25 protein-coding genes and 3 tRNA genes are annotated in these 24803 nt (G+C 73.9%); 19 read left to right on the plus strand and 9 right to left on the minus strand.

The window, feature by feature from the left end; translation table 11 throughout:
- Positions 1-60: 60 nt before the first annotated feature.
- A complete protein-coding gene (locus tag H9X71_RS02210; RefSeq protein WP_191148123.1) occupies positions 61-765 on the minus strand; it encodes a Pr6Pr family membrane protein in 705 nt (234 codons plus the stop codon).
- A gap of 78 nt (positions 766-843) precedes the next feature.
- Here H9X71_RS02210 and lplAB point away from each other — a divergent pair, with 78 nt between their 5' ends.
- The gene (lplAB, locus tag H9X71_RS02215) at positions 844-1893 is read left to right on the plus strand and encodes a lipoate-protein ligase LplAB (RefSeq protein ID WP_191148124.1); all 1050 of its coding nucleotides are present in this window, start codon (positions 844-846) and stop codon (positions 1891-1893) included.
- Positions 1894-2193: 300 nt separating this feature from the next.
- Here lplAB and H9X71_RS02220 read toward each other — a convergent pair whose 3' ends face one another.
- Entirely contained in the window at positions 2194-2478 is a 285-nt protein-coding gene (locus H9X71_RS02220; protein WP_191148125.1) for a GNAT family N-acetyltransferase, read from the minus strand.
- A 108-nt stretch (positions 2479-2586) separates the two neighbouring features.
- Here H9X71_RS02220 and H9X71_RS02225 point away from each other — a divergent pair, with 108 nt between their 5' ends.
- The gene (locus H9X71_RS02225) at positions 2587-3477 is read left to right on the plus strand and encodes an amidase domain-containing protein (RefSeq protein ID WP_191148126.1); all 891 of its coding nucleotides are present in this window, start codon (positions 2587-2589) and stop codon (positions 3475-3477) included.
- On the opposite strand, the gene H9X71_RS02230 is transcribed toward H9X71_RS02225, so the two are convergent.
- The gene (locus H9X71_RS02230) at positions 3474-3971 is read right to left on the minus strand and encodes a ribosomal maturation YjgA family protein (protein WP_191148127.1); all 498 of its coding nucleotides are present in this window, start codon (positions 3969-3971) and stop codon (positions 3474-3476) included. The two genes, H9X71_RS02225 and H9X71_RS02230, sit on opposite strands and share 4 nt — an antisense overlap.
- 97 nt (positions 3972-4068) lie before the next feature.
- Positions 4069-5709 (minus strand): phosphoglucomutase (alpha-D-glucose-1,6-bisphosphate-dependent), encoded by a 1641-nt coding sequence (gene pgm, locus H9X71_RS02235; RefSeq protein ID WP_191148128.1) that lies wholly within the window; start codon positions 5707-5709, stop codon positions 4069-4071.
- 49 nt (positions 5710-5758) lie between these two features.
- On the opposite strand from pgm, the gene pheA reads away from it, so the two are divergent.
- Positions 5759-6718, plus strand: coding sequence for a prephenate dehydratase (gene pheA / locus H9X71_RS02240; RefSeq protein WP_191148129.1), 960 nt, complete (start codon positions 5759-5761; stop codon positions 6716-6718).
- Here pheA and H9X71_RS02245 read toward each other — a convergent pair.
- The gene (locus H9X71_RS02245) at positions 6715-8094 is read right to left on the minus strand and encodes an APC family permease (RefSeq protein WP_191148130.1); all 1380 of its coding nucleotides are present in this window, start codon (positions 8092-8094) and stop codon (positions 6715-6717) included. The two genes, pheA and H9X71_RS02245, sit on opposite strands and share 4 nt — an antisense overlap.
- A 149-nt stretch (positions 8095-8243) precedes the next feature.
- On the opposite strand from H9X71_RS02245, the gene serS reads away from it, so the two are divergent.
- The 9 genes from serS (at position 8244) to H9X71_RS02290 (ending at position 16234) form a co-directional block, all read left to right on the plus strand.
- Positions 8244-9524: a serine--tRNA ligase gene (gene serS / locus H9X71_RS02250; protein ID WP_191148131.1), complete on the plus strand. Its 1281-nt coding sequence runs from the start codon at positions 8244-8246 to the stop codon at positions 9522-9524.
- Positions 9521-10342 carry an HAD family hydrolase gene (locus H9X71_RS02255; RefSeq protein WP_191148132.1) on the plus strand — a complete coding sequence of 274 codons (822 nt, stop codon included), beginning with the start codon at positions 9521-9523 and terminating at the stop codon, positions 10340-10342. Before serS ends, H9X71_RS02255 begins: the two co-directional genes overlap by 4 nt.
- A 167-nt stretch (positions 10343-10509) precedes the next feature.
- Positions 10510-10594, plus strand: a tRNA-Ser gene (locus tag H9X71_RS02260).
- 16 nt (positions 10595-10610) lie between these two features.
- Positions 10611-11873: an LCP family protein gene (locus tag H9X71_RS02265; protein WP_191148133.1), complete on the plus strand. Its 1263-nt coding sequence runs from the start codon at positions 10611-10613 to the stop codon at positions 11871-11873.
- A 684-nt stretch (positions 11874-12557) separates the two neighbouring features.
- Positions 12558-12649: transfer RNA gene (locus tag H9X71_RS02270), tRNA-Ser, on the plus strand.
- Between the two features lie 121 nt (positions 12650-12770).
- Positions 12771-13841 carry a LacI family DNA-binding transcriptional regulator gene (locus tag H9X71_RS02275; protein ID WP_191148134.1) on the plus strand — a complete coding sequence of 357 codons (1071 nt, stop codon included), beginning with the start codon at positions 12771-12773 and terminating at the stop codon, positions 13839-13841.
- Positions 13842-14012: 171 nt separating this feature from the next.
- On the plus strand, positions 14013-14711 hold the full coding sequence (locus H9X71_RS02280) for a ThuA domain-containing protein (protein ID WP_191148135.1): 699 nt from the start codon (positions 14013-14015) through the stop codon (positions 14709-14711).
- Between the two features lie 17 nt (positions 14712-14728).
- Positions 14729-15805 carry a Gfo/Idh/MocA family protein gene (locus H9X71_RS02285; RefSeq protein ID WP_191149051.1) on the plus strand — a complete coding sequence of 359 codons (1077 nt, stop codon included), beginning with the start codon at positions 14729-14731 and terminating at the stop codon, positions 15803-15805.
- 90 nt (positions 15806-15895) lie between these two features.
- Positions 15896-16234, plus strand: coding sequence for a hypothetical protein (locus H9X71_RS02290; protein WP_191148136.1), 339 nt, complete (start codon positions 15896-15898; stop codon positions 16232-16234).
- A 38-nt stretch (positions 16235-16272) separates the two neighbouring features.
- On the opposite strand, the gene H9X71_RS02295 is transcribed toward H9X71_RS02290, so the two are convergent.
- Positions 16273-17628 (minus strand): alpha-amylase family protein, encoded by a 1356-nt coding sequence (locus H9X71_RS02295; RefSeq protein WP_191148137.1) that lies wholly within the window; start codon positions 17626-17628, stop codon positions 16273-16275.
- A gap of 189 nt (positions 17629-17817) precedes the next feature.
- On the opposite strand from H9X71_RS02295, the gene H9X71_RS02300 reads away from it, so the two are divergent.
- Positions 17818-17890 (plus strand) — tRNA-Arg (locus tag H9X71_RS02300).
- A gap of 100 nt (positions 17891-17990) precedes the next feature.
- Here the strand turns inward: H9X71_RS02300 and H9X71_RS02305 are convergent.
- From H9X71_RS02305 to H9X71_RS02315, 3 genes are read right to left on the minus strand one after another with little or no spacing between them, the layout of a single operon-like run.
- A complete protein-coding gene (locus tag H9X71_RS02305) occupies positions 17991-18263 on the minus strand; it encodes a response regulator transcription factor (protein ID WP_191148138.1) in 273 nt (90 codons plus the stop codon).
- On the minus strand, positions 18260-19321 hold the full coding sequence (locus tag H9X71_RS02310) for a hypothetical protein (protein WP_191148139.1): 1062 nt from the start codon (positions 19319-19321) through the stop codon (positions 18260-18262). Before H9X71_RS02310 ends, H9X71_RS02305 begins: the two co-directional genes overlap by 4 nt.
- On the minus strand, positions 19318-19731 hold the full coding sequence (locus H9X71_RS02315; RefSeq protein WP_191148140.1) for a PadR family transcriptional regulator: 414 nt from the start codon (positions 19729-19731) through the stop codon (positions 19318-19320). The genes H9X71_RS02310 and H9X71_RS02315 overlap by 4 nt, the downstream gene beginning before the upstream one ends.
- A 183-nt stretch (positions 19732-19914) precedes the next feature.
- Here H9X71_RS02315 and H9X71_RS02320 point away from each other — a divergent pair, with 183 nt between their 5' ends.
- From H9X71_RS02320 to H9X71_RS02345, 6 genes are all read left to right on the plus strand, one after another.
- Positions 19915-20235: a DUF6412 domain-containing protein gene (locus H9X71_RS02320; RefSeq protein ID WP_244961727.1), complete on the plus strand. Its 321-nt coding sequence runs from the start codon at positions 19915-19917 to the stop codon at positions 20233-20235.
- Between the two features lie 104 nt (positions 20236-20339).
- A complete protein-coding gene (locus H9X71_RS02325) occupies positions 20340-21098 on the plus strand; it encodes a YidC/Oxa1 family membrane protein insertase (RefSeq protein ID WP_191148141.1) in 759 nt (252 codons plus the stop codon).
- Between the two features lie 64 nt (positions 21099-21162).
- Positions 21163-22080 (plus strand): alanyl-tRNA editing protein, encoded by a 918-nt coding sequence (locus H9X71_RS02330; RefSeq protein WP_191148142.1) that lies wholly within the window; start codon positions 21163-21165, stop codon positions 22078-22080.
- A 124-nt stretch (positions 22081-22204) separates the two neighbouring features.
- Positions 22205-22735, plus strand: coding sequence for a hydophilic protein (locus tag H9X71_RS02335; RefSeq protein ID WP_191148143.1), 531 nt, complete (start codon positions 22205-22207; stop codon positions 22733-22735).
- A gap of 17 nt (positions 22736-22752) precedes the next feature.
- The gene (locus tag H9X71_RS02340) at positions 22753-23787 is read left to right on the plus strand and encodes an aldo/keto reductase (protein WP_191148144.1); all 1035 of its coding nucleotides are present in this window, start codon (positions 22753-22755) and stop codon (positions 23785-23787) included.
- A gap of 85 nt (positions 23788-23872) precedes the next feature.
- Positions 23873-24646 (plus strand): lysophospholipid acyltransferase family protein, encoded by a 774-nt coding sequence (locus H9X71_RS02345; RefSeq protein ID WP_191148145.1) that lies wholly within the window; start codon positions 23873-23875, stop codon positions 24644-24646.
- Positions 24647-24803 lie beyond the last annotated feature (157 nt).

Raw genomic sequence — 24803 nt, forward strand, 5'->3', positions numbered from 1 at the left:
GCCGGTGCCGGCACGGCGGCCGGAGGGCGGTACCCCCTTGACGCGCGGGGCGCGGGGCCGCTACCGCCGCGGGGCGGCGGACCGGGCGCTCGTGGCGGCCCGGGAGGCCCGGCGCCCGACCGCGATGAGCAGGAGCGTCACCCCGCATATCAGGGACGCGATGACCACCACCCAGACGGCGACCGCGCCGTACCCGCCGCCGTCGGTCGCGGGATCCAGGAACGGGTACGGGTAGTACGTCGCCGCCCCCGTGACCTCGTTGCCCGTGAACGGCCCGCGCGCGAGCGTGACCGCGACCCACGCGAGCGGGTACACCACGACCCGGCCGACCGCGCCGTAGCCGAGCGCCCGCCGGTCGGGCGCGAGCAGCCAGTCGGCGAGCACGAGCAGGGGCACGACGACGTGCAGCACCTCGTTCGACCAGGGCAGGTTGCCGCCGGGGATGGTGGGCAGCCCGCGGAGCAGCAGGTTGTAGACCGCGCCGGTCGTCACCATGTACGTGGTGGCCGCCAGCCGCAGCGTGGTCCAGCCGCGTCCCGGCGCGGGCGAGCGGCGCAGCAGCCGCGCGGCCCCGACGCCCATGACCACGGCCGCGAGCAGGTTCGACTGGATCGTGAAGTACATGAGGAAGTCGAGCGTCTTGCCCCCGATCCCCTCGACGCCGATGCTCCGCCAGTACGAGGAGCTGACGACGTACTGGCTCGTGACGGCGACCAGCACGGCCAGGGCGGTGAGGAGGCGGACGACCGCCCAGGTGATGCGCACGCCCCACCGTCCCACATCCCCTCGTCGACGGCGATCCGCGCACGGGGCTTCGCTCCCGGCGCGGCCTAGGCTGGGCGGATGCATGGTGAGTACAAGGTCCCCGGCGGCAAGCTCGTCGTGGTCGACCTCGACGTGACCGACGGCCGCATCTCGGGCTTCCGCCTCGCGGGCGACTTCTTCCTCGAGCCGGACGACGCCCTCGAGTCCATCGACCAGGCGGTCAACGGTCTCCCGGAGGACAGCGACGCCGCCGCGATCTCCGCGGCCATCCGCCGCGCCCTCCCGCCGCAGGCCGTGCTCCTCGGCTTCTCGCCGGAGGCCGTCGCCGTCGCGATCCGCCGCTCGCTCGCCCGCGCCACGAACTGGGGCGACTACGAGTGGGAGGTCATCCACGACCGCGCCTACCGCCCCGTGGAGCAGATGGCGCTCGACCAGGTGCTCGCCGAGGAGGTCGGCGCGGGCCGCCGGAACCCGACGCTCCGCATCTGGGAGTGGGACCAGCCGGCCGTCGTCATCGGCAGCTTCCAGTCCCTCCGCAACGAGGTCGACGCCGAGCAGGCCGCGGCCCACGGCTTCGACGTCGTGCGCCGGGTCTCGGGCGGCGGCGCGATGTACATGGAGGCGGGCGCCGTCATCACGTACTCGATCTACGCGCCCGTCGACCTCGTGCAGGGCATGACCTTCGCGGACTCCTACGCCTACCTCGACGAGTGGGTCATCACCGCGCTCCGCTCGCTCGGCATCGACGCGTCGTACCAGCCGCTCAACGACATCACGAGCCCGAGCGGCAAGATCGGCGGGGCCGCCCAGAAGCGCCTCGGCGCCGGCGCCGTGCTGCACCACGTCACCATGAGCTACGACATGGACGGCGAGAAGATGGTGCAGGTGCTCCGCATCGGCCGCGAGAAGATCAGCGACAAGGGCATCACGAGCGCCGCCAAGCGCGTGGACCCGCTCCGCAGCCAGACGGGCATGAGCCGCGCCGAGATCATCGACCGGATGAAGGCCACCTTCACCGGCCTCTACGGCGGGAAGCCCGGCGAGGTCACGCCGGAGGAGTGGGCGAAGACCCGCCAGCTCGTGGACGACAAGTTCTCGACCCCGGAGTGGCTCACGCGCGTCCCCTGACGCGCGTCCCCGACCCTGCGTCGGGCGCGCGGAGCCCCGCCCGGGCCGCCGTGTCCGCCTGGCGAAGCGCCGGTGTCCGCTCCGCGTCGCCGAATCGGCCTGCGGCGGGGCGCCGCCTAGAGTCCTGCTGTCGTCCTTCCGGCCCCGCGGGGCCGAGGGTCGGCGAGCGGCACGACCGAACCGCCTGCGGGCGGCTGCGATCGCGACCGCGGGCGGCTCCGTGACGGCACGCGCCTCGCGGAGCGGTCTCGCGGGGCGCATCGCGCGCCCCGCGAGCGACCCGCCGCCGTGGCCCGCCGGTCAGCCGCGCTCGAGCAGCTCCCGGTAGTCGGGATGCTCGTCGATCCACTCCGCCACGAACGGGCACGCGGCGACGACCGTGCGGGATCCCGCGCGCACGTCGTCGAGGGCCGCCCGCACGAGCTGGCCGCCGAGGCCGCCCCGCCGCTTCGCGGGGTCGATCTCGGTGTGGGTGAAGACGATGCGGTCGCCCTGGATCAGGTAGTCCGCGAAGCCCGCGCGCTCGCCGTCGAGCCACAGCGTGTAGCGCGAGCCGCCGGGGTCGTGGGTCACGTCGACGCTCATCCCGCCACCCTAGGCGCCGGCGCGCTGCACGGGCGATCCCGAGGGGCGCCGGGTTACCCTGGACCGCCGGCATCCCGGCGCACCTCCCCCGATCCCTCGGAGCAGCACGTGACCGCCGACATCCGCCGCCGCAGCATCCTCGCCGCCGCCCTCGCGATCCCCGTGACCGCCGCCCTGGCCGCCTGCACCCGCCAGGAGCCGACCCCGCGCGCGACGCTCGGCGCCGACGGCCAGCCCGCCGCCTCGGGATCCTCGCCCGCCGTCGCCTCCGTGGAGCCCGCCGCGCTCTCCGTCTCGGGCGGCCAGACCGTCACGCTGGCCGGCGCCGGCCTCGCGGGGGCCACCGCCGTGATGTTCGCGGGCACCGCGGGCACCGACGTGAAGGTGGCCGGCGACGGATCCCTCACGGTCGTCGCGCCCCGCTCGGCCGACTACGAGGACCGCGCCGCCGACATCCAGGTCATGGCCGGCGACGCCCCGCTCACGACGGCCACCGCCGCGTACTCCGCGCAGACGCCCGTCGACGAGCAGCTCCAGTACGCGCTCGCCCACTGGGACTCCTACAACCTCGAGGAGTACGGGGACTTCAACCCCTCCGGCGGCGACTGCGTCAACTTCGTCAGCCAGACGCTCATCCAGCGCGGCTGGGAGATGACGACGGAGTGGCACAACCGCGGCGGCGGATCCGACTGGACCTACGCGTGGATCCACGTGCCCACCTTCGACAAGTGGCTCGCCGCCAACGCCTCCGCGCTGGGCGTCACGCGCCTCGAGCTCGCGGACCGCGACCGTCTGAAGGTCGGCGACATCGTCATCTTCGACTGGAACCGCAACGCGTCCGCCGACCACACGCAGATCGTCTCGGCCATCGAGCCGAAGGACGGCGGCAACGTCGTCAAGATGGTCGGCCACAACCTCGACAACGACTACCGCGACCTCGACGAGACCATCACCACGGAGCACCCGGGCGCCCAGGTGCACTTCTGGAGCGTGGCCTAGGCCACGTCGCCGACGCCGCGTCCCAGCCGCAGCAGGCGGTCGACCAGCAGCACGAGCAGCACGCCCGCCGCGTACGCCGCGAGGTCGACCGGGTCGTACCCGGTGCCGAGGAGCAGGCGGCAGAGCGGCACGTGCACCGCCCAGATCGCCGGCCATCCCGTGATCTGCAGCAGCTCGACCGCTGTGCACCAGACGAGCACGGCCGCTCCGTGCACGACCGAGTCGACGCGGGGGAGCACCGCGATCAGCGCGAGGTGGATCGCCGCCGCGTAGAAGACGTCGGGCCACAGCCCCCGGCCGTCGCTGTGCGTGACGACCATGCCCGCGATGACCACCGCGAGCAGCGCGCCGAGCGACACGACGCGCCGGCGGGCGTGGCCGTCGGGGAGCCGCACGTGCCGCTCGACGACCGGCGCGGGGTCGGCCGCGCCGTCGGCGCGACGACGCGACGGCTCGTCCCAGACGAACGCGTCCACATCCCCGGAATGGCGCATGCCCCCAGCGTAGGCACCGCGGATGCGAACGCGCCCCGTGCGACGCCGCACCGCGCGGGGCGCGGGGCGCGGGGCGCGAGGCGCGAGGCGCGAGGCGCTAGGCGCCGAGCGCCGCGTCGACGATGCGCTTGGCCTCGGCCTGCACCTCGTGCAGGTGGTCGAGGCCCACGAACGACTCCGCGTAGATCTTGTAGACGTCCTCGGTGCCGCTGGGGCGCGCCGCGAACCAGGCGCGGTCGGTGACGACCTTGACGCCGCCGACCGCCGCGCCGTTGCCGGGCGCGGTGCTGGTCTTCACGGTGATCACATCGCCCGCGACCTCGGTGGCGGTGATCGCGTCGCCGTCGAGCTTGCCGAGGGTCGCCTTCTGCGCCTTCGTGGCGGCCGCGTCGACGCGCTCGTACACGGGGTCGCCGAAGCGCTCCGTGAGCTCGCGGTAGAGCACGCTCGGCGTCTTGCCCGTGACCGCGAGGATCTCCGCGGCCAGCAGCGCGAGGAGGATCCCGTCCTTGTCCGTGGTCCAGACCGTGCCGTCCATGCGGAGGAAGCTGGCGCCGGCCGACTCCTCGCCGCCGAAGCCCACGGATCCGTCGATGAGGCCGGGCACGAACCACTTGAAGCCCACCGGCACCTCCCAGAGGCGGCGGCCGAGCGACTCGGCGACGCGGTCGATCACGCTGGAGGACACGAGGGTCTTCCCGATCGCGGCGTCCTCGCGCCAGTGCGGGCGGTGCGCGTAGAGGTAGTCGATCGCGACCGCGAGGTAGTGGTTCGGGTTCATGAGCCCGGCGTCGGGCGTGACGATGCCGTGCCGGTCGGCGTCGGCGTCGTTGCCCGTGAGGATGTCGAAGTCGTCCTTGCGCGCGAGCACGCTCGCCATGGCCGACGCGGACGACGGGTCCATGCGGATCTTGCCGTCCCAGTCGAGCGTCATGAACGACCACGCGGGGTCGACCTCGGGGTTCACGACCTCGAGGTCGAGGCCGTAGCGCTCGCCGATCGCGGCCCAGTACTCGACCGAGGCGCCGCCGAGCGGGTCCGCGCCGATGCGCACGCCGGCCGCCTTGATGGCCTCCATGTCGATGATGGAGCCGAGGTCGTCCACGTAGTGGCCGAGGAAGTCGTAGCCCTCGACCGCGCCGCGGGCCTCCTCGAGCGGGACCCGCCTCACGTCGACGAGGCCGGCCGCGATGATCTCGTTGGCGCGCGCCGCGATCCAGCCGGTGGCGTCGGAGTCGGCCGGGCCGCCGTGCGGCGGGTTGTACTTGAAGCCGCCGTCGGCCGGCGGGTTGTGGCTGGGGGTCACGACGATGCCGTCGGCCACGTCGTCGTCGCCGTGCTGCTCGTCGCGGTTCCAGCGCAGGATCGCGTGCGACAGCGCGGGGGTCGGGCACCAGGAGTCGCGCGAGTCGGCGAGCACGCGCACGCCGTTGGCGACGAGCACCTCGAGCGCCGTGTCCTCGGCGGGCTTCGAGAGCCCGTGGGTGTCGCGGCCGATGAACAGCGGACCGGTGATGCCCTGCTCGGCCCGGTACTCCACTATCGCCTGCGTGATCGCGAGGATGTGGTCCTCGTTGAAGGCCGTCTTCAGCGAGCTGCCGCGGTGGCCGCTGGTGCCGAACGCCACCTTCTGCTCGGGATCCTCCACGTCGGGATGGAGGTCGTGGTACGCCCGGATCAGCTCGTCGATGTCGATGAGGTCGGACGGGAGGGCGGCGGTGCCTGCGCGGTCATGCATGGATCCATCCTGGCACCGGGCCCCGCCGATTCCCATCTAGGGTGCAGGCATGGCCGAGACCCCGCGACCCGACGAGACCTACAGCTACCTCGGGCCGTCGGGCACCTTCACCGAGGCCGCGCTCAAGCAGGTGGAGGCGGCCCGCGGCCGCACCTGGCGCGCGGTCAACAACGCCTCGGAGGCGCTCGCCGACGTGGTGTCCGGCACCTCGGTCGCGGCCATGATCGCCATCGAGAACTCCGTCGAGGGCGGGGTCACGGCCACGCAGGACGCGCTCGCGAACATCCCGGGCCTCCGCATCCTCAGCGAGCACCTCGTGCCCGTGTCCTTCGACCTCGTGGTGCGGCCGGGCACGGCGCTCGCCGACGTGCGGACGGTCGCCGCGCATCCCGTCGCCTACGGGCAGTGCCGCCGCTTTCTCGAGCGCGAGCTGCCGACGCACGGGCACGTGCCCGCCACGTCGAACGTCGCCGCGGCCCTGTCGCTGCTGGAGGACGGGGTCGCGGACGCCGCCATCGCGCCGCCGCAGATCACGGAGAGCCAGCCGCTCGAGGCGGTCGCCCGCGGCATCGGCGACAACCCGAACGCCGTCACGCGCTTCGTGCTGGTCGGCCGCGCCACCGCGCTGCCGCCGCGCACGGGCGCCGACAAGACGAGCCTCATCGTCGAGCTGCCGGACGACCGGGCCGGATCCCTGCTCGACCTCCTCGAGCAGTTCGCGACCCGCGGGGTGAACCTCGCGCTCATCCAGTCGCGGCCCATCGGCGACGAGCTCGGCCGCTACCGCTTCGTCATCGACGCGGAGGGGCACGTGCACGACGAGCGCGTCGCGGACGCCCTGCTCGGGATCCGCCGCTTCAGCCCGCGCGTCACGTTCCTCGGTTCGTACCCGCGGGCCGACGGCGCGCCGAGCACCTACCGCGAGCGGTACGAGGACGACGTGTTCCTCGAGGCGCGCGACTGGCTGCGCGGCATCGTCTCGGCCGAGCCCGGCGCCGGCGACGCCTAGGCGCGGTCGCGGTCGCGGTCGAGGTCCTTCGAGCGCGCCCCGGTCGCCCGGCTGATGAGGTAGAGCACCACGCCGACGGCCAGCAGGATCGCGCCGAACAGCCACACCTGCCCGCTCTGCTGCGTGAGCAGGAGGATGCAGGACAGCACGCCGAGCACGGGCACGATCGTCCAGACGCGGAAGTGGGCGTGCTCGACGCGGTCCTTCCGGAGCACCAGGACGGCGACGTTCGTGCTGATGAAGACGAACAGCAGCAGGAGCACGACCGTCTCGGCGAGCGTGCCCACGTCGCCGACCGAGGTCAGCGCGACGGCGACGACGGTGGTCGCGACGATGGCGACCCACGGCGTCCGGCGGTTCGGCAGCACCCGGCCGAGGATCCCGGGCAGGAGGCCCTGCTCGGCCATCCCGAAGGTGACGCGGCTCGCCATGATCATGGTCAGCAGGGCGCCGTTCGCGACGGCAACGAGGGCGATGAGGCTGAAGACCCAGGCCGGGATGCCGACGCCGGTGGCCTGCACCACCGCGAGCAGCGGGCCGGTCGACTCCGACAGCTCGTCCGGCGAGAGCGCGACGGAGCTGGCCAGGGCCACGAGGACGTAGACGACGCCGGCGGTGGCGAGCGATCCGAAGAGCGCCTTCGGGTAGACGCGGCTGGGGTCGCGCACCTCCTCGGCGACGTTCGCGCTCGTCTCGAACCCGACGAACGAGTAGTAGGCGACGATCGCGGCCGACAGCGTGGCCAGCGCCGCGTTCGAGCCCTCGGGGAACTGCGTCACGCGCGAGACGTCGCCGCCCCCGCCGCCGAGCATCACGGCCACGACGACGATCACGATGACGAGGCCGCTCAGCTCGACCACGGTCATGATCACGTTGCCGCGCATGCTCTCGGTGATGCCGCGGGCGTTGAGGGCCGCGACGAGCAGGAGGAACACGATGGCCGCGGGGATCTGCGGCACGTCGAACAGGGGCGCGAGCAGCGTCGAGAGGTACTGGCCCGCGAACGCGAGCGACAGCCCGGCGGCGCTGACGACGCCGGCGGCGAGCATCGAGAAGCCGACGAGGAACGAGATCACCGGCTGCTTGAAGGCGCGCTCGGCGAAGATCGCAGCGCCGCCCGCCCGGGGGTACTTGGTGACGAGCTCGGCGTAGGAGCCCGCCGTGAGGAGGGCCAGCAGCAGTGCGACGACGAGCGGCACCCACAGCGCGCCGCCCACGTCCTCCGCGAGCGTGCCCATGAGCGCGTAGATTCCGGCGCCCAGCACGTCGCCGAGGATGAAGAGGTAGAGGAGCGGGCCGGTGATGGCCTGCTTGAGCTTCGAGCCGCCCGCGCCGGCCCCGCTCGCGTCCTGCTCCCTGCCGGTGGTCGTCGTCATGCGCGTGCCTCTCGTCCTCGGATGCCGGGCGGTGCCCGGCGGGCGTGCAGGAGCGCGCCGCCATTCGAGCTTGGCCCGGTCCGGCTCCGGCGTCCCGGACGGGCCCGGCCGCCGGGACGCGCGCCGGGCCGCTTCGTTAGAGTGACGGGGTGATCGATCCGCAGACCCTCCGCGACCATCCCGACCTCGTCATCGCCTCGCAGGAGCTGCGCGGAGCCTCCGTGGAGGTGGTGGACCAGGCGGTCGCCGCCGACTCCGCGCGCCGCCTCGCGATCACCGAGTTCGAGGGCCTGCGCGCCGAGCAGAACGCGCACGGCAAGCTCGTCGCGAAGGCCGACAAGGCCGACAAGCCGCGCCTCATCGCCGAGGTGCAGGAGCTCAAGGCCCGCGTCACCGCCGCGCAGGAGCGGGCGCAGGAGGCCGAGGCCGCGCTCGACGAGGCCATGCGGCGGATCCCGAACATCGTCATCGACGGCGTGCCCGCCGGCGGCGAGGACGACTGGGCGCTCGTGCGCGAGGTCGGCGAGAAGCCCTCCTTCGACTTCGAGGCCCGCGATCACCTGGAGATCGGGGAGATCCTCGACGCCATCGACATGGGCCGCGGCGCCAAGGTCTCCGGCGCGCGCTTCCACTTCCTGAAGGGCATCGGCGCCCGGCTCGAGATCGCGCTCATGAACTTCGGGCTCGCCCGCGCGCTCGAGGCCGGCCTCGTGCCGCTCATCACGCCCACGCTCGTGAAGCCCGAGATCATGGCCGGCACCGGCTACCTCGGCGCCCACGCCGACGAGGTGTACCACCTCGACGACGACGACCTCTACCTCACGGGCACGAGCGAGGTGGCGCTCGCCGGGTACCACGCCGACGAGATCCTCGACCTCGCCGCGGGCCCCGTCCGCTACGCCGGCTGGTCGACCTGCTACCGCAAGGAGGCGGGCTCCTACGGCAAGGACACCCGCGGCATCATCCGCGTGCACCAGTTCCAGAAGCTCGAGATGTTCTCCTACGTCGACCCCGCCGACGCCGAGGCGGAGCACGAGCGCCTCCTCGCGATGCAGGAGCGCATGATGCAGGACCTGGGGCTCGCCTACCGCGTCATCGACACGGCCGCCGGCGACCTCGGGTCGAGCGCCGCCCGCAAGTACGACGTCGAGGCGTGGATCCCCACGCAGGACGCCTACCGCGAGCTCACCTCCACCTCGAACTGCACCACGTTCCAGGCGCGCCGCCTCGGCACGCGCTTCCGCGGCGAGGACGGCCGCACCTCGCCCGTCGCCACGCTCAACGGCACGCTCGCCACCACGCGGTGGATCGTCGCGATCCTCGAGACGCACCAGCAGGCCGACGGATCCGTCCGCGTCCCCGAGGCGCTCCGCCCGTACCTCGGCGGCCTCGAGGTGCTGGAGCCCGCCACGGCGAAGGCGGCGCGATGACCCCGCGCGTGACGGACGCCGACCGCCTCCTCGTCGCCCTCGACATCGACGGCACCCTCCTCGGCGAGGACGGCTCGCTCGACGAGTCCGTCATCCGCGAGGTGCGGCGCGTGGAGGAGATCGGGCACCTGGTCATGCCCTCCACCGGCCGGTCGGTCGCCGACACCCTGCCGATCGTCGACCGCCTCGGGATCACCCCGCGCTACATGGTCTGCTCGAACGGCGCCATCACGCTCGAGCGCGACGCCGACGCCCCCACGGGCTACTCGCGCGTGTTCGTCGAGACCTTCGACCCCTCCGACGTGCTGCAGCGGATCCGCCCCCACCTCGCGAGCGGCCGCTACGCCGTGGAGGACGAGGAGGGCGTGTACCTCTACGCCGGCGGCGACTTCCCAGCCGGGGTGCTCGAGGCCAACGGCCGCCACGTCGAGTTCGAGGAGCTCCTGCACGTGCCCGCGACGCGCGTCGTCGTCATCTCGCCCGGCCACGACATGGAGGACTTCCAGGACGTCGTGGAGCGCATGGGCCTGCACCGCGTGAGCTACTCCATCGGATGGACGGCGTGGCTCGACATCGCGCCCGACGGCGTGAACAAGGCCACCGCCATGGAGCGCGTGCGCGAGCTGCACGGCATCGCGCGCACGCACGTCGTCGCCATGGGGGACGGCCGGAACGACATCGAGATGCTGGAGTGGGCCGGCGAGCACGGCCGCGGGATCGCGATGGGCCAGGCGCCCGCCGAGGTCATCGCGGTCGCCAGCGAGGTCACCGGCCCCATCACCGAGAACGGCGCCGCCGCGATCCTCGCCCGCCTCTGACGAGACCGCCCGATTCCTCACCTGGGGAGAGTTCAGGCGGCTCTGATGCTCCGCGTGCGAGAGTGGCGCCTCCCGCGCGGTCACCCGGCCGCACCACCGCGGGCCGACCGGCCACCGGTAGGATCCTGATCGATCGCATCCACCGCCACGCGGGCGGACGCGCATCGGGAGGGCTGTCCGAGCGGCCGATGGAGCCAGTCTTGAAAACTGGTGGGCAGAGATGTCTCGTGGGTTCGAATCCCACGCCCTCCGCCCGGAGAGGATCCGCATGAGCGACGCGCCCCTGCGCCCCCGGCGAACCGCCACCGCCCCCGTCATCGCCCGCCACGGTCGGCTGCCGCGGCCCCGAGCAGCTCGCACGCTCCTCGTCGGCACGGCGATGGCCCTCGCGGTGCTCCTCGTCAGCGGCTTCTCCGTCATCACCATCGCCGCCTGGGACCTGAACAGGTCGGTCCAGGCCAACACCGTGGACATCAGCGACGGCACCGAGCAGACCACGGTGGGCGTCGGCGCGCTCGACGGCGGCTTCAACGTGCTGCTCGCCGGATCCGACACCCGCCAGGGCCAGGGCGACGGCTACGGCAAGACCGACGGCGCGCTCAACGACGTCAACATGGTGCTGCACGTCTCGGCCGACCACAGCCAGGCCACCGTCGTCAGCCTCCCGCGCGACATGGTCGTGCCCATCCCCGCGTGCGAGCGCTCCGACGGCTCGGGCACGGCACCCGCCATGTCCGCGCAGCCGCTCAACACCGCCCTCTCCGACGGCGGCCTCCCGTGCGTCGCCAAGACGGTCGCGCAGTTCACCGGTCTCGACATCCCCTACGCCGCGCTCATCGAGTTCAACGGCGTCATCGAGATGTCGAACGCGGTCGGCGGCGTCCCCGTCTGCCTCGCCAGCCCGCTCAAGGACAAGCGCACCGACCTCGACCTCCCCGCGGGCGTGACCCCGCTGCAGGGCAAGCAGGCCCTCCAGTTCCTCCGCACGCGCCACGCGGTCGGCGACGGCAGCGACCTCGCCCGCATCAGCAACCAGCAGGTGTTCCTCTCGGCGCTCGTGCGCACGATGAAGCAGTCGAGCACGCTGTCGGATCCCACGCGCGTCTACGGCCTCGCGAAGGCCGCGGTCGACAACATGCAGCGCTCCACCTCGCTCGACTACCAGACCATGGCGTCGATGGCGCTGGCGCTCAAGGACATCCCGCTCGACCAGGTGCGCTTCCTGCAGTACCCGGGCACGACGAACGGCACCGGCGTCTACGCGGGCAAGGTCCAGCCGCTGAAGACGGACGGCGACCAGGTCATGCAGCTGCTCAAGGCCGACGCGCCGTTCGAGGTCAAGGCGGGCAACACGGGGCTCGGCGCCGTGGCGGAGAAGCCGTCGCAGCCCGCGGCCACGCCCGCCCCCAGCGCGTCGTCCGACGCGACGGGCGGATCCGCTCCGGCCGCGTCGTCGCCGACCGTGCTGCCGGAGGCCGTCACCGGCACCGACGCGGGCACGGTCACGTGCTCGAAGGCGTTCAAGGGGTGAGCTGGTCCCCCTGCCGGATCCAGGTCGAACCCCGTTCGAGGGGATCCCGCTGGATCTTCCGCTCCTCATGGCATCCAGACGGGCCGGTCGAGCGCGCGGACGGGTGATCCGGCGGGCGCTCGGGGCGACCCGCGGCCAGGTCCTCCGCCTCGTCATGGCGTCGTCGGTGCTGGTCCGCGGCGGCCTGGGCCCTTGTGGTCTCCGTGCTCACCGCCGTGCTGAGCTCGTCGATCCCCGCATGGCGGGCGGCGAGGGTCGAGCCCGCGACAGCGCTCCGTGGATGAGCGGGCGGAGTCGTCCGCCGCAGGAGGGCGACGGGTCCTCGCCGCACACCCTATGCAGCGGGGACCCGTCTATCTCGTTCAGCTTTCGACCCGAATCCTCCGCCGGACGAGAATCTCGTTCTCGCCCACGGGGGGCTCGCGACGTCGTCGCGTGCGTGAGGGTGAGCGGCACCGGTTCGGGGGATCCGGGACCGCGGCCACGTGGGCGAGCGGGACATCTCTGGGCTGACACAGCGACACGCGCGGGGTAAGCCGGTCGGGTCCGGCACACGCGTCGAGACAGACACTACGTGTCCGTCGTATGGGGGACAACCGCGCCGCACCCCCCGTTCGGGCAGAGCGCCCGGGAGGCGGGGATGTGAGCATGCCGCCGCGTCCGGTACAGTGGACGGGTACGTCTGGAGACGTCGCATAGTTCGGCCTAGTGCACCACCCTGCTAAGGTGGAGTACCCGTATGGGTACCGTGGGTTCAAATCCCACCGTCTCCGCCATCTCGCCTCGCGGAGCCCCTCTCGATCGTCGTCCTCGATGGTCCGTCCCCCTCGTCGCGCGCTGCGCGGCCTCCATCGCGGTGGCCGGTCGCCGCGCCCGCGTCGGCCTAGCATCACCCTCATGAGCGACACGTTTCCCGCTGCGACGCGGCAGCCGGGCCCCGACCACGGCGCCGGCACCACCCTCGGCCTCATCGCGCGCGAGGCCAACGTGTCGATCGGCACGGTCAGCAAGGTCCTCAACGGACGCAAGGGCATCTCGCCCGCCACCCGCGCGCGCGTCGAGGAGCTCATGGAGCGGCACGGCTACAGCCGCCGCGGGGCCGAGCGGCCGCACGGCGCCCTCATCGAGATCGTGCTGGAGGTCGTCGACACGGGCTTCTCGGTCGACCTGCTGCGCGGCGTCTCGGCGGTCGCGCGCGAGCACGCGCTGAGCGTCATCGTCACGGAGCACGGGCGCGACACCGCGCTCGACGGCGACTGGATGGCGGGCGTCATGCAGCGCCGTCCCATGGGCCTCGTCCTCGTCTTCTCCGACCTCGCGCCCGCGCAGAAGCGGCAGCTGCGGAGCCGCGGCATCCCGTTCGTCGTGGTGGATCCGGCGGGGTCGCCGGCCCCGGACGTGCCGGCCGTCGGATCCACCAACTGGGAGGGCGGCCACGCCGCGGGGGAGCACCTGCTGGGGCTCGGGCACACGCGCATCGGCGCGATCAGCGGGCCGCCGCACCGGCTCTACTCGCGGGCGCGCATGTCGGGCTTCCGCAGCGCCCTCGAGGCGGAGGGATCCGGGGTCTCGCTCGTCGAGGTCGAGGGCGACTTCGGACGGACCGCGGGGTACCGCGCCGGCGGCGAGATGCTCGACGATGCCGATCGCCCCACCGCGATCTTCGCCGGCAACGACGAGCAGGCCCTCGGCCTGTACGAGGCGGCGCGCGAGCGCGGGATCCGGATCCCCGACGACCTCTCCGTCCTCGGCTACGACGACCTGCCGTTCGCGCGCATCGTCTCGCCTGCGCTCAGCACCGTGCGGCAGCCCGTGCGCGAGATGGCGGAGGCGGCGGCGCGCATGGTGCTCCGGATCCGCGAGGGCCGGAGCGACGAGCCGACCCGGCTCGACCTCGCGACCGCGCTCGTGGTGCGCGGGAGCACCGCAGCGCCCGCGCCCGCGGACGCGGTATCGCCGCCCGAGTGAAACGTTTCGGATCGGCCGCGCCGTGCTTGCCCCCGCCGACCGCCGGTGCGTAGCGTTCGAGGGGCGCACGGCAGCCGACCGGTCGCGCTCGACGAAGGAGTCGCCAGTGTCACGAGACCCCCGCACGTCCGCCCGCCCGCATCGCGGTCGCCCGACCGGGACGGCCCGCTCGTGAGCGCCGCCCGGAAGGCGCTCGTCGTCCGCGGGGGCTGGGACGGCCACATGCCCGTGGAGACCACGGGCCTGTTCATCCCGTTCCTCGAGGAGAACGGCTTCGAGGTCCGCGTCGAGGAGGGATCGGCCGTCTACGCCGACGCCGACGTCATGGCCGCCACCGACCTGATCGTGCAGGCCAACACCATGACGACGATCGAGCCCGAGGAGATGGCCGGCCTCCGCGCCGCCGTCATCGCCGGCACCGGCATGGCCGGCTGGCACGGCGGCATCGCCGACTCCTACCGGAACACCGCCGACTACCTGCACATGATCGGCGGCCAGTTCGCCCACCACGCGGGCAAGGACCCGGCCGAGCGCACGGGCGAGCAGTCCGACAACTACATCCCGTACACGGTCGAGATGACCGAGCTCGGGCGCACGCACGAGATCACGCAGGGCATCGCCGACTTCGACCTCGTGACCGAGCAGTACTGGGTCCTCAGCGACGAGTACAACGACGTGCTCGCGACCACCACCCAGAGCGTGCGGCCGTGGGATCCGTGGCACCGCCCGGTCACCGCGCCCGCCATCTGGACCCGCCAGTGGGGCGAGGGGCGCATCTTCGTCTCCGCCCCCGGCCACCGCATCGAGGTCGTCGAGGACCCGAACGTCCGCACCATCATCGAGAGGGGCCTCCTGTGGGCGGCACGCTGACGCACGACGACGACGCCATGACCCTCGGGATCATCGGCGTCGGGAAGATCAGCGAGCAGTACTTCGCGGCCTTCGAGGGCCTGCCGGGCGTGCGCCTCGTGGCGGTCGCCGACCTCGACCTCGACCGCGCGCGCACGGTCGCCGAGGCGCAGGGCGTGGACGCGCTGAGCGTCGACGACCTCATCGCCGACCCGCGCATCGACGCGGTGCTGAACCTCACGATCCCCGCCGCGCACGCCGAGGTCGACCTCCGCGTGCTCGAGGCGGGCAAGCACGTCTACGGCGAGAAGCCGCTCGCGTTGAGCCCCGCCGAGGCCGAGCCGATCCTCCGGCTGGCCGAGGAGAAGGGCCTCCGCGTCGGATCCGCGCCGGACACCGTGCTCGGCACCGGGATCCAGACCGCGCGCGCCGTGCTCGACGCCGGCACCATCGGCAAGCCCGTCGCCGCGAACGCCTTCTGGGGCGCGCCCGGCCACGAGCTCTGGCACCCGGCCCCCGCGTTCTACTACCAGCCGGGCGCCGGCCCGCTGTTCGACATGGGGCCGTACTACCTCACGGCGCTCGTGACGCTGCTCGGCCCGGTCGTCCGGGTCCAGGGCGCGTCGGTCCGCTCCGACCGCGTGCGCTCGGCGGCCTCCGACCCCGAGGCGCGCGAGATCCCCGTCACCGTCGACACGCACGTGAGCGCCGTGCTCACCCACGCGTCGGGCGCGGTCTCCACCGTCACGATGAGCTTCGACATCTGGGCGTCGCGGATCCCGAACATCGAGGTGTACGGCACGGCCGGCACGCTCTCGGTGCCGGACCCGAACCACTTCTCCGGAGCCGTGCAGGTCTCGACGGCCGAGCAGCGCGAGTGGACGGACGTGGAGCCGAACGCCGGCTTCGTCGACGCGGGGCGCGGCTGCGGCCTCGCCGAGATGGCCGACGCCATCCGCCGCGGGGTGCCGCACCGGGCGTCCGGCGAGCTCGCGTTCCACGTGCTCGAGGTGATGGACGCGATCCTCGACCCGGCCGCGACGGGCGAGATCCGGAGCACCGTGGAGCGTCCGGAGGCCGTCCCGCTGGGCCAGCCGGGGCGCTCCGGCGACTGATCCGGGCGGTCCCGCAGCAAGTAGTGGGCAGCCTTCCACAACCCCGCTCCCGCCCCGTTCCTGGGAGCCCCGGCCGACTAGCCTGACGCCGTGACCCGCCACTTCTCGCAGTTCCTCTTCGCGCCGTACGGCGACGAGGAGGGGCTGCGTGCGGTGGAGCCGGGCGCGGTCGGCGACGAGCTCCTCGGAGCGCACGACCAGGGCGGGACGGACGTCACGGACCCGGGCGTCTGGCCCGCGCTCACCGCCGTCGAGTGGCCCCTCACGCATCGCCCGTTCGAGGACGACGACGAGCCGGAGACGGCGGACGGGCACTTCGCCCCGGCGGACGAGGATCCCGACGCCGAGGCGCGCGAGGAGGCCGAGGCGCACGCGGCCCGCGCCGCGCTCCTCGCCGAGGTCTACGGCTGGCCGCACCGCGCCGTCTGAGGCGCGACGCCCGACCGGGCTCCGGACTCCGGGCTGGGCTAGGCGCCCGCCAGCACCGCCCAGGCGTGGCCGGGCACGCGCCCGTCGCCCCCGACGGTCCCCGCCTCGACGCGGTCGTGGGGTCCCGTGATCCCCACGGGCTCGTCGCCGAGGTTGAGCACGAGCCGCAGCGCGTCCGGGGATCCGGGCGCGACGCCGCCCGCGGCGCCCGACCCCGAGGGCCGCAGCGTGACGGTGAGGGCGGTGTTCGTGAGGCCCGACGTCTCCGTCCGCGCGTCGACGAGCCACGCGTGCCGGCGGCGGAGGCCGACGAGCTCCTGGTGGAGGCGACGGATCCGGTCGGCGTCCGCGTCGTCGGGGAGGTCGTCGGGCGAGGCCGGGTGCTCGGGGCGCACGGCGTCGTCGCCGCCCGCGCGGTCCTCCTTCACGCCGGTGAGGCCGAGCTCGTCGCCCGCGTAGATCGACGGGATGCCGGGGAGCAGCAGGAGCAGGGCGACGGCGTGCTCGAGGTGGCGCGGATCCACCGCCGAGGCGATGCGCGTCACGTCGTGGTTCCCGACGAAAGTCTGCGGCGTGAAGGACGGCAGCAGCTCGGCGTGCCGGGTGAGGGTCCAGTCGAGCTCGAAGAGGTTGCGCTCGGCGATGGAGTTGCGGATCGACTTCCACAGCTCGTAGGCCGTGATCGAGTCGATGGTCGACTCGGCGGCGTAGCCCGCGTAGTCGCCGTGGATCATCTCGCCGACGAACCACGCGTCGGGGTGGCGCTCGCGCACGCGCGGGAGCACGGCCGCCCAGAACGAGGCGGGCACGGCGTACGCGGCGTCGAGGCGCCAGCCGGCGATGCCGCGGTCGAGCCAGTGGATCATCACGTCGGCGACGTGGGCCCGTACGGCCTCGGAGTCGTGGTCGAGCGTGACGAGGGCTCCGTGGCCCTCGAAGCCGACGGGCTCGCCGGCGCCGTCCCAGCGGAACCAAGACGCGGCCTCGGATCCGGGTCCGTCCGCGACCGCCTGCACGAAGCGCGGGTGGCTGCGGCCGACGTGGTTGAAGACGCCGTCGAGGAGCACGCGCACGCCGCGTGCGGAAGCGTCGGCCACCAGCGCCTCGAGGTCGGCGTCGTCGCCGAGCCGCGGGTCGACGCGGAGGTGGTCGCGTGTGTCGTAGCCGTGGGTCTCCGAGTCGAAGACGGGGCCGAGCAGCAGGCCGTTCGCGCCGAGGTCGACGAGGTAGGGGAGCCATGCGCGGAGGCGTTCGAGGCGGTGGGCGGGCACCTGGTCGGGCTGCGCGGGGGCGCCGCCGTCGGGTCCGGCGAGGTCGTCGCGGGTCTGCGGGGCGCCCGTGAAGCCGAGCGGGTAGACGTGCCACCACACGACGTGGTCGGTCCAGGATGCCAAGGGTCGCTCCTCGCGGTTCGGGTCGATCCAGCCTAATCAGCGGGGCTCGGGGCACCCGACGGGCGGCCGCGGCCGGACACGCAGCGGTCGACCGGCGACCCGCACGACGCCGATTCGCGGGGCGGGCCGCGAGCATGTAGTCTGTCTCCCGGCCTGATCGCCGCTCGCGGAGATCATCGCCGCACGACTGCGCCCGTAGCTCAACGGATAGAGCATCTGACTACGGATCAGAAGGTTGGGGGTTCGAATCCCTCCGGGCGCACAGCACCTCCGGGTGCGCATCTCTGGTTGAGACAGAATGGAACGGCCCGCCACTGGCGGGCCGTTCTCGTCTCCCGGGTGCGTCTGCCCCGTCCCGCCCGTCAGCGCGTCGTCGCGAGCGGCTCCACCACGTGGTTCTCGTAGGCCCAGATCGTGGCGTGCAGGCGGTCGCGTACGCCGAGCTTGTCGAGCGTGCGGCTGACGTGCGTCTTCACCGTCGTGGGCGCGAGGAACAGCCGGCCGGCGATCTCCGCGTTCGAGAGGCCGCGCGCCACGAGCACCAGGATCTCCCCCTCGCGGGCCGTCAGCCGCGCGAGCCCGGCCTCCGTGCCGGTACCGGGGGCGGGGCGGCCGTGGTCGAGGAGCGCGCTCACGGGGTCGGGTCCGGGGTGGGCGTGGGCTCGGGAGCGGGCGTCTCGGCGGGCGAGGGCGCATCCGGATCGGCCGTCGGCGACGGGGAAGGGCTCGCCCCGGCATCCGGGTCGAGCGGCAGGGCCTTCGCGAACGGCGGACGCACCACGGGGTCGCTGCCGTCGATCGTCCCGGACACCAGGGCGGCGTCGGCGCTGCCAAGCGGGAAGACGTTCCATGCGCCCGCGGACGGCGTGACCGGCTCGCCCGTCGCCGGATCGCTGACGACGCCGTCCGTCGCGTAGGAGCCGATGGTCGTGAGCGGCTTCCCGTCCTGGTCGAAGAGCTGCACGCGGTCGACGAGGTCCCCGTCGGCGTCGTAGGCGAAGAGGTTGGTGACCTGCTTGCCGTCGAGCGAGAGGCCCGGCTGCTCGATGTAGGAGGTGCTCGCCCCCGGATCGCCGTACTCCCGCACCGCCAGCGCGTTGAGCAGGGTCGGGATGAGCACGAGGAGCACGAGCGCGGTGAAGGCGCTGACGCCGGTGCGGAGGGCCCGGGCCGGCCGGGAGCGCGCCCATCGCCCACGGCCCCACTGGACGCTGATGACCGTCAGGACGATGAGGATCGTCCAGCCGATGAGGTCCGTCGGCAGCACGCGGAGGGACCCGAGCGTCAGCCCGAGGAACTGGTACCCCGCCCACGCCCGCAGCAGCCACCACACCGGGCGGAAGACGATGAGCAGGTCGAGGGCCGCGGAGAGCTCGCGGTTCGCCCGGATGCGCGCGTGGACCTCGCGTCCCCGCTCGCGGACGGATTCCCGCACCTGCGCGAGGGGCGACAGATGCGGCGTCGCGACCGCCCGCTCGGGCAGCCCCGCCGAGGTGCGCAGCTCGTCGGCGTAGCGCGCGGGATCGCCGAGCGCGAGGGCGCCGTCGTGATCCGCGGCCTCCTCCTGCAGGTCGGCCTCGAGGCCGCCGGTGAGGTCGTCGACGTCCTCGGGGTCGAGGTCGTCGAGGCGCGCGCGCACGGCGGCGGCGAACGCGGCGATGCGGGTGTCGAGGGCGGGATCTGCGGTGTTCACGGCTTGTCTCCGATCGTGCGGACGTTCACGGGTGCGGGTGCGGCGCCCTCGCCGGCGCCGCCGGCCTTCCGGGTGCGGTGGGCGTGCGCGGCCGCCTCGCCGAGGAGGCCGCTCATGGCCGTGGCGAAGGCGGCCCAGGTGGCGCGCTGGCCGGCGAGCAGCTCGCGGCCCTCGGGGTTGATCGCGTAGTACTTGCGGTGCGGCCCGCCCTCCGACGGCACCACGTAGCTCGAGAGCGCGCCGGCCGCGTAGAGGCGGCGGAGGGTCCCGTACACGGAGGCGTCGCCGACGTCGCCGAGGCCGGCGTCGCGCAGGCGCCGCACGATGTCGTAGCCGTACCCGTCGTCGTGCTGCACCACGGCGAGCACCGCCGTGTCGAGCGCTCCCTTGAGGAGCTGCGTGGTGTCCATCAGTCGATCTCTCTCATGCGTCGCACAGTATCACGCAGTGCGCGGTACCTCGGAGCGCGGGGCACGGCGGCGTGTCCGCAAGCGCCCGGCGATGCGGTCGGCTGGCTACGAGGTGGAGCGCACCCCGCGGATCTCCGCCCTCCGACCCTCGTGCCGCCGCCGGACCCGGTGCTACCGTCGGGCATGCCCATCGCGCTGGAGGCCCTCGGCCGCGTGCTCGCCCTCCTCGGCGACGTCGTGCTCGGCGGCGCGGGCGTCTCGCCCGCGATCCTCCTCGCGGCCCTCCTCGGCGCCGCCTCCGTGGCCGCGGCCGTCGCGCTCCTGCGGATCGCCGCCGCGCGCGGGCTCCTCGGATCCGCCGCGCCGCCGCTGCGTCCGGACGAGGAGGCGGACCTCCCGGTGCTCGTCTCGTCGAGCGACCCGGACGCCGACGGCCACGAGCGCTCCCGGGCCCCGGGCCGCCCGGTGCAGGTCGTCGTGCCTGCGCCGCTCGCGGCCGCCTGACCGCGGCCGCCGAGGTCCCCGCCGCCGTCGCGAGGCACGGACCGGGCGCGCGCCCGCATGCGACGACCAGACGGACCCCCTCCGCTCTCGTCGCAAGGAACCCCGTGGACCCCACATCGATCGCCCCCGTCCGAGCCGTGCTCGACGGCCTGTCCCAGCTCGTCGTCGGCCTGGCCGACCTGATCCACCCGCTCGCCGGCGCCTCCGCCACCGGCGCGGCCGTCATCCTCCTGACCCTCGGCGTGCGAGCCCTGCTCCTGCCGGTCGGGATCGCGCAGGTGCGCGCGGAGGTCCAGCGCCGCCGCCTCGCGCCCGCGCTCGCCGAGCTCCGCCGCCGGCACGCGGGGCAGCCCGAGCGGCTGTCCCGTGCGACGCAGGAGCTCTACGCGCGGGAGGGCGCGTCGCCGCTCGCCGGGTGCCTCCCGACGCTCGCGCAGGCGCCCGTGCTCGCGGCCGTCTACGCCCTCTTCGTGCATGCGCGCATCGGCGGCGAGGCGAACGCGCTGCTCGCCGCGCCCTTCGCCGGGGTGCCGCTCGGCACGAGCGCGCTCGCGACGGCGGGGCTCGGGCCCGGGGCGCTCGCCGTCGCCGTCGTCGTGCTCGGGCTGCTGGCGGCGGTCGTGGAGGTGCGCCGACGCGCGGACCTGCGGTTCCACGGTGCGGTGCCGTCCGCGGATCCCGCGCTGCCCGGCATGGCCGCGACGATGCGCGTGCTGCCCTTCGTCACGGTCGTGTTCGCCGCCGTCGCGCCCCTCGCCGCCGCCCTCCACCTGCTGGCGAGCGCGGCGTGGACGCTCCTCGAGCGCGCGGCGCTGCGGCGGATCCTCGGCCGGGAGGGCTCCGGCGGGACGGCGTCCGCGTGACCCGTCGCGCGGACCCGCCGCACCCGGTCTGCGAGGATCGAGGCACACCGAGCCGGGAGCCGCCATGACCTCCACCCCCGCGGGCGCCGTCGCCCTGCCGCCCACGCGCGTGACCTACCCGGCGGGATCCGTCGCCTCCACCGGCACGGTCCTCCGCGTCGACCGCCGAGACGACGGCACGCTCGCCGTCGTCCTCGACGAGACCGCCTGCCACCCCGTCGACGCGGCCTGGCCCGACCAGCCCGCCGACCGGGCCGTGCTCCGGGTCCGGGGCGCCGCGGTCGAGGTGCTCGACTGCGAGGTCGGCGCGGTCGGCGCGGCGGCGGATCCCGCGGGCGGCGAGGCCGAGCTCCACGTCGGCGCCGGGGTCCCGGTCAAGAAGGGCGCGGACGGCTGGTCGTTCGTGGCCGTGCACCTCGTGCCGGGCGACGCCGACGTGCGGACGGGCGACGTCGCCGAGGTCGCGGTGGATCCCGAGCACCGCCGGGCCCTGAGCGCCGGCCACACGGGCTGCCACCTCGCCTCCCTCGCGCTCGACCGAGCGCTGGCCGACGCCTGGAGCAAGGACGTGCCGCGCGACGCGCTGGGCGCGCCCGGCTTCGACGCGCTCGCCATCGACACGTCGCGCATCGGCCCGTGGTCGTCGGTCGACGTCTACCGCCTCGGCAAGTCGCTCCGGAAGAAGGGCTTCGTGCCCGCCGCGCTCCTCGACCACCTCGACGAGGTGCGCGCCCGCGTCGACGCCACGCTCGCCGAGTGGATCGCCTCCGGCGCCGCCGCGCGGATCGAGCGCGAGGGCGACCTCCTCACCTCGCGCCGCTCCTGGGTGTGCGAGCTGCCCGACGGCACCGCGCGCATCCCGTGCGGCGGCACGCACCTCGCTGGCCTCGACGAGCTCGCCTCCGTGCGCGTCGACCTCGAGGTCGAGGAGGCCGACGGCGCGGTCGTCGTGCGCATGCGCACCACCTGCGTCCCCGCCTGACGGGCCCGGTCCGGGTGCTGCGGTATCCCCGCACCTCCCGGGTCGGGTACCGTGGTGAGGCGCCGTCCGGCCGACCGGCATCCTCGGTCCGGCGACGGCGCGGTGATGGAAAGCGGTATCGAACGTGGCAGCAACCCCCGCGACGAAGTGCTCGGTCTGCGGCAAGGCGAACCCCGTCGGCATGGCCACGGGCAACATCCTCGACCACGGTCGGAACCACGAGCGCTGTCCCGGATCCGGCAAGCCGCCGGCCGTCTCGACCAAGCCGGCGTCGGCCGCCGCGAAGTCCGGCACCGCCCCGTCGCGGAAGCCCGCCAGCGAGGCCGCGAAGCGCGAGCCCAGCCGCAAGACCACCCCGGCCAAGGCCGCCGGCCCCACGCGCGGCGTCACCGTGCGCCGCGTCGAGGTCGACACCGAGCGCCTGCGCCTGCGCGAGGAGAAGCTCGAGCGCATCCGCGTGCAGCGCGAGGAGGCGGCCCGCCGTCGCCTCGGCGACTACATCGTGCCGCTCGACGCCGACGGCCAGGAGGCCCCTGAGGCCGACATCACGCTGGAGACCATGGACGACGAGGCGCAGGCCACCGTCGAGCCCGGCGCCTCCACCGAGACGGACGTCGCTCCCGCCGACACCGCGGACGGCCGCCCTTCCGCCTAGCGCGTAGCGTGGCGCTCATGACAGAGCAGTCCACGGACCAGCCCACCGCCCACCTCGGACGCACCGGCGTGGAGGTCTCGCGACTCTGCCTCGGCACCATGATGTTCGGGGCCTGGGGCGAGACCGACCACGAGAAGTCCATCCGCGTGATCCACCGCGCCATCGACGCCGGGATCACCTTCATCGACACCGCCGACATCTACGCCTACGGCGAGTCGGAGGAGATCGTCGGCAAGGCGATCGCCCAGTCCGGCCGCCGCGACGACCTGATCCTCGCCACCAAGTTCTTCAACGGCATGAAGCCCGAGGCGAACTTCCGCGGGGGCTCCCGCCGCTGGATCATGCGCGCGGTCGAGGACTCGCTGCGCCGCCTCGGCACCGACCACATCGACCTCTACCAGATGCACCGGCCGGACGAGCACACGGACATCGAGGAGACCCTCGGCGCCCTCACCGACCTCGTCACGCAGGGCAAGGTGCGCTACATCGGCTCGTCCACCTTCCAGCCGAGCCAGGTGGTCGAGGCGCAGTGGGTCGCCCGCGAGCGCGGCACCGCCCGATTCGTCACCGAGCAGCCGCCGTACTCGCTGCTCACCCGCGGCATCGAGGCGGACCTCCTCCCCACCACGCAGCGCCACGGCATGGGCACCCTCGTCTGGAGCCCGCTCGCCGGCGGCTGGCTCTCCGGGAAGTACCGGAATGGGCAGGACATCCCGAAGACGCACCGCAACGACCGCGACCCGTCGCGCTACGACCCGTCCGACCCGAAGTTCGACGCGGCCGACCAGCTGGGCGCTCTGGCCGACGAGCTGGGCGTGCCGCTCGTGCACCTCGCGCTCGCCTTCGTGCTGCGCCACCCGGGCGTCACCAGCGCGATCATCGGCCCACGCACCATGGAGCAGCTCGAGTCGCAGCTCGACGCGGCGACCCTCGAGCTCGACGACGCGACGCTCGACCGCATCGACGAGATCGTGCCGCCCGGCCAGAACGTGAACCCGGCCGACACGGGCTTCGCGAACTACTGGCTGGATCCCGCCAGGCGCCGTCGCTGACCCGCACGCGAGCCGGGGGCGACGCGGGCATCCGCCCAGCGTCGGCTCCCGGGTCGCGCGCGGCTCCGGCCCGTAGGGTCGGGGGATGAGCCGCCGCGCACCGGAGCCCGTGTACGGGACCGCCGTGATCCTGGGCCGTGCGCTCTTCGGATCCCTCCGCCTCCGCCTCGTCGCCTCGGGGCGCGACCGCATCCCGGAGACCGGCGGCGCGGTCATCGCCATGACCCACTTCGGCTACCTCGAGTTCGCCCTCGTCGAGTGGGCGACGTGGCTGCACAGCCGGCGCCGGATCCGCTTCATGGCCAAGAAGGGCGCCTTCGACCAGCCGGGCGTCGGCTGGGTGCTCCGGCGCATGCACCACATCGAGGTCGACATGGCCGCGGGCGCCGCCGCGTACGCGGACGCCGTCCGGGCGCTGCGCGCGGGCGAGCTCGTCGGCGTGTTCCCCGAAGCGGGCGTCAGCGCGTCGTTCCGGGTCCGGGAGCTGAAGACGGGGGCCGCGCGGCTCGCGGCCGAGGCCGGCGTGCCGATCGTGCCCGTCGCCGTGTGGGGCGGGCACCGGCTCCTCACCAAGAACCGGCGCATCCGGATGCGGGACCGCATCGGCGTGCCCGTGCACATGGCGGTGGGGGAGCGGATCCCCGTGCCCGCCGACGCGGACCCGCGCGCCGTCACCGACGCGCTGCGCACCGAGCTGCAGGATCTCGTCGACGGCCTCCAGGCGACGTACCCGGTCGACGGCCGGGGCGCGTGGTGGCAGCCGCGGCACCTGGGCGGCACGGCGCCGACGCCCGAGGAGGCGGCCGCCGCGGACGCGGAGCGCGACGAGCGCCGTCGGCGTCGCGCCGAGGGCCGCTGACCGGATCGCCGGGGCGCGCGCCGGACGACCGTCCCCACGGGGGAGATGAGTCCGGCCCGGGCCATGATGGCCCGGGCCGGAGTGCGCACGTGAACGTCTGTTACCCGCAGACGAACCGGCTGGTGCGGTACCGCTCACCCGAAGAGCCGTACCGGAT

The sequence above is a fragment of the Clavibacter zhangzhiyongii genome (assembly GCF_014775655.1).
Lineage (GTDB): Bacteria > Actinomycetota > Actinomycetes > Actinomycetales > Microbacteriaceae > Clavibacter > Clavibacter zhangzhiyongii.

Bases quoted from the DNA above. Each gene is read 5' to 3' on its own strand.
- lplAB (WP_191148124.1), top strand. From the start codon at position 844: ATGCATGGTGAGTACAAGGTCCCCGGCGGCAAGCTCGTCGTGGTCGAC.
- H9X71_RS02220 (WP_191148125.1), bottom strand. From the start codon at position 2,478: ATGAGCGTCGACGTGACCCACGACCCCGGCGGCTCGCGCTACACGCTG.
- H9X71_RS02230 (WP_191148127.1), bottom strand. From the start codon at position 3,971: ATGCGCCATTCCGGGGATGTGGACGCGTTCGTCTGGGACGAGCCGTCG.
- pgm (WP_191148128.1), bottom strand. From the start codon at position 5,709: ATGCATGACCGCGCAGGCACCGCCGCCCTCCCGTCCGACCTCATCGAC.
- pheA (WP_191148129.1), top strand. From the start codon at position 5,759: ATGGCCGAGACCCCGCGACCCGACGAGACCTACAGCTACCTCGGGCCG.
- H9X71_RS02245 (WP_191148130.1), bottom strand. From the start codon at position 8,094: ATGACGACGACCACCGGCAGGGAGCAGGACGCGAGCGGGGCCGGCGCG.
- H9X71_RS02255 (WP_191148132.1), top strand. From the start codon at position 9,521: ATGACCCCGCGCGTGACGGACGCCGACCGCCTCCTCGTCGCCCTCGAC.
- H9X71_RS02265 (WP_191148133.1), top strand. From the start codon at position 10,611: ATGAGCGACGCGCCCCTGCGCCCCCGGCGAACCGCCACCGCCCCCGTC.
- H9X71_RS02275 (WP_191148134.1), top strand. From the start codon at position 12,771: ATGAGCGACACGTTTCCCGCTGCGACGCGGCAGCCGGGCCCCGACCAC.
- H9X71_RS02285 (WP_191149051.1), top strand. From the start codon at position 14,729: ATGACCCTCGGGATCATCGGCGTCGGGAAGATCAGCGAGCAGTACTTC.
- H9X71_RS02315 (WP_191148140.1), bottom strand. From the start codon at position 19,731: ATGGACACCACGCAGCTCCTCAAGGGAGCGCTCGACACGGCGGTGCTC.
- H9X71_RS02320 (WP_244961727.1), top strand. From the start codon at position 19,915: ATGCCCATCGCGCTGGAGGCCCTCGGCCGCGTGCTCGCCCTCCTCGGC.
- H9X71_RS02330 (WP_191148142.1), top strand. From the start codon at position 21,163: ATGACCTCCACCCCCGCGGGCGCCGTCGCCCTGCCGCCCACGCGCGTG.
- H9X71_RS02340 (WP_191148144.1), top strand. From the start codon at position 22,753: ATGACAGAGCAGTCCACGGACCAGCCCACCGCCCACCTCGGACGCACC.
- H9X71_RS02345 (WP_191148145.1), top strand. From the start codon at position 23,873: ATGAGCCGCCGCGCACCGGAGCCCGTGTACGGGACCGCCGTGATCCTG.